1 protein-coding gene and 1 pseudogene are annotated in these 3,240 nt (G+C 36.1%); one reads left to right on the forward strand and one right to left on the reverse strand.

The annotated features are described in order from the left end of the window. Window positions 1-277: 277 nt before the first annotated feature. On the reverse strand, window positions 278-2,818 hold the full coding sequence (mprF, locus tag BDR01S_RS24300; RefSeq protein ID WP_066249676.1) for a bifunctional lysylphosphatidylglycerol flippase/synthetase MprF: 2,541 nt from the start codon (window positions 2,816-2,818) through the stop codon (window positions 278-280). 239 nt (window positions 2,819-3,057) lie between these two features. Here mprF and BDR01S_RS26415 point away from each other — a divergent pair. Then, a pseudogene (locus BDR01S_RS26415) lies at window positions 3,058-3,150 on the forward strand (hypothetical protein); the annotation flags it as partial. Window positions 3,151-3,240 lie beyond the last annotated feature (90 nt).

The raw sequence follows: 3,240 nt of genomic DNA on the forward strand, positions 1-3,240 counted from the left end.
TTAAACGTTTGATTAGTTTGCAGCGGTCGAAGGGTGTAAATTTAAAGGGAAATAAAGTGAATGGAAGGCTTAACTGCCCAGGTATCGACAAGTATTTTATACAATTACAGAGATAAACGTTAATATACCAGGGCTGATACCAGTTTTAATCAAACGTTTGGTTAGTATATCGCTGGGCGATATATCTTGCAAAAATTGTGCTAACATAAAGGTTAAGTGAAGCTTCTCATTAGTTTGAAACTTGTGAAAGATTGGCTCGAAAAAAGCCAATCTTTCTTTACGTTTCTTTTCTTCTTTTCTTTCCAATCAATAAAGTGATTTGTCCCATCGTGATGGGCAATGAGCTTTTTTTTCGATAAGCTAAATATTTAGGGAGCCACATATCGGCATATTTATCCTTGAATTTTCTTAAACCTTGAAACGAATAGAAAAATTGCCCATGCAAAAATATTTGCGATGCAACCTTTTCACTTAAAAACGAATATTTTGACAGCCCTACATTTGATAAAGGAGCCATTCCAATATTAAAGTATTGATATCCATGTTCTTTTGCCCATTCAAATAATGATAGAAAAACAAAGTCCATCGTTCCGTTTGGCGCATCCTTTTCAAAGCGCATCAAGTCCAACGAAATGGTTTGGTTTTGATCATAAACCGGCATCATGCTGACAAATCCAAGAATCTCTGTTCCTTTTGCTCTAACAACGGCTATTTCTGCTTTATTGAGGTAAGCCTCATCAAAAAAACCGAGGGAAAACCCTTTTTCCGTTCTTCCTTGAAGCCATTTATCAGATATATCCTTAAGTTCCTTCAAGAATTCTGCATGAAAGGGAGGGTTTACAATCTCAAATTGATAATTTTCCCGTTCAAACTTATTTTTTACTGCCCGGGCTCCTTTCATTTTTTTGCCACTAAATGAAAAGCTGATTAAATCAACATACCCCTCCTCGCCGAGCTTGAAAAAATCATAACCACTTTCATGCAGATAAGGTAGCATTTTCTCGCTGACCTCGTAAAAAACTGGGGTATACCCATGAAGGTCCGCTGTGTCGCGAAATTCTTCTATGGCAAGTGGCAATTCATCATGGTCTCCTACAGGGTCACCGAGGACTACAAGTTTGTCCGCATATATTTGATAGGCAAATAAGACGTTGTCTTTTTTATTCCAATAAATATATTTATCATGTAAAAAAATTAAATGGGTTAGGACCGTTCCATTATAATGATCCAAATGGTTCATGATTTTCTCTTCCTGGGTAATGGATGTTTGCAATTCCCATTTTTTATTCCGTCGAATCAAATAGCCGATGAAAAAAAGGAGCATCGCTATTAACAAGCCGATTAATGCGCTATTAAATAAATCACGATAGTCTTTTATCAGATATGGTGAAAGCTTTGGACTCACCTTAATTTCAGTGGAAGGCAAATTGAGATAGCCGATTAATATAAACATAAAGGCAATAACGACAAACATACCGATATCAAAAATAGTTTTGCCCCAGCCTAAAACAAAGCGCTCTCTGTAAAATCGCTTTTTAGAAGCTCTCAAAAGCACGACAACAATTAAAATATAAAATGCCTCCTCATAATCAAACCCCTTTAAGAAGGTGAATAAGGCTGCAAAAATTAAAACGACCATCGTTAGGTGATAGGCACGCTTCTCTTTATATTGAATACCACGGGATAACCCGAGCAGGATAAAACCAGTTGCTACGGAGAGGTGATGCGATATATTCATAATCGGAAAGGATAAAAATTCTTGAGCGATCTTTAACCTTCCGATAATACCTGGGACGGCTGCTGAAAGAAGCAAAACAAGTCCTGACAAAAAGACCAAGAATGTTAATAGTATGTGGCTAATCCTTACCAGGATGGCATCAGGAACATGATTCCACGATTGATTCCACTTGTTCCAAAAATCCTTAATGAATAAAACTAACCCCACTAAAAATGGAAGAATAAAATAGCCGATCCGATAAAATAGCAGAAGAACCACGACTTGCTCTTCGGGAACACCTAAAACATGCATACCCCAAATAAAAACTAGGTCAAAGGACCCTAAACCTCCGGGAATCATACTAATAATTCCGGCGCATGAAGCAATGATAAAAACGGGTAAAAGCCCGGCAAAATCAATTGGGATTTTTAACATTATGCATAATAACCAAATAGCAACGAAAATGGCCATCCATTCAAGTAACGAAACGATAATTAGTTTGAGCCCCATATCAAACTTGATCGTTGAAACTCCTTGTTTTTTTCGTTGAATAAAATAGATGGTGATAAAAACCGGCAGATACAAACTTACCGCTGCCACTGCCCAAAAAAGCCATTTTTTATCATGAAAAAGAGGGGTGCTTCGAAAACCGACAAGAACGACCCAGGTAAGCAAAGAGATCCCAGTGAGATAAAACAATGAAACAGAGGCAATTTTCTTCACCAGTATCTTTTTGTCTGCTTCAGCTTCCTGATAGAAATAGGTTCTAAGTGTAGCGCCGATAAGACCTCCAAAGCCAATTAAGTTTGAAAAGGTATTCGCAATAAAAGACTTTTTTACCAGTTCTCTTACCGGTATTTTAACGCCTAATATTTTTGCTAAAAATACATCATAGAAAAACATTGGGAAAATGGCACAAAAGGTAATGAGAAAAATCAAGACCATCTTAGCCAAATGTAATTGACTTACTTCATGGCGGAACAACTGAATATTCATGTTTCCAGTAAACTTTTTTATTTCATATCCTGCGAGAACTAATAAAATCATCGGAAATAGAATTTTTAAGAATAAAAAGAGCTTTTCTTTGGTTATCTTTTTCATAAATCCTTCACCTAATTTCTCCTTGATCGCCAGGGATAGACAAATCCAATCAAAATAAGAATCTAATTTGTATTTTGTATCGAAAGTAGACAAATATTCCTAAGAAACTCGGTTAGGGGATTTTTAATATTGTTCCAATGGTTAAATATAAATCAGAATTATAGAATTGGTGCATTCTGTGAAATGGTTTAAACGGAACTTTTTTAAAGGGGAGGATAAAGAGGGAGGTCACCCTTACTCATCATCCAAAATTTGATATCGATGAAGATGCTCTTATAGTGGCAGCAAAATCAGTTGCACAAGTTGTTTGTGATTATTACGTTATAGAATAGAATAAACCAACACCCGCATACTCATGATTTCAGTCGTGAGTGTGCGGGTGTTTTTTAGTTTTATAAAAGGAAAAAGAAAATTGCTTAACT

This window comes from Neobacillus drentensis NBRC 102427, from assembly GCF_001591445.1.
Classification (GTDB): domain Bacteria; phylum Bacillota; class Bacilli; order Bacillales; family Cytobacillaceae; genus Neobacillus; species Neobacillus drentensis.